Raw genomic sequence first — 331 nt, forward strand, 5'->3', positions numbered from 1 at the left:
GATAGGCTGAATAGTCCCGTGACCGGTCCATTCTCATATCGAGCGGTGCGACATAGTTGTAACTGAACCCGCGCTCCGCCTCATCTAGCTGTGGCGAAGAAACGCCTAGGTCGAATAGTACACCGTCCACTTTTGTCACACCACGTTGGGCGAGTTCTTCCTTCAAGTGAACGAAATTGCTCTTTATAAACGTCACACGGCCTTCATAAGGAGCCAATCGCTCTTTCGCATGTGCGAGCGCGACGTCATCTTGGTCGAACGCATTTAGTTTACCCGTCGATAGACGCTTTGCGATTTCTTCACTATGACTCGCACCACCTTACGTACAATC

Annotated in this window: 1 pseudogene; it reads right to left on the reverse strand. The window is 50.5% G+C overall.

Going from position 1 to position 331, the window contains the following annotated elements:
- Positions 1-319: pseudogene (mraW, locus tag AC2Q9J_RS17760) on the reverse strand (16S rRNA (cytosine(1402)-N(4))-methyltransferase); the annotation flags it as partial.
- Between the last annotated feature and the right edge of the window lie 12 nt (positions 320-331).

The organism is Planococcus sp. RAB007_Raresut (assembly GCF_057369535.1).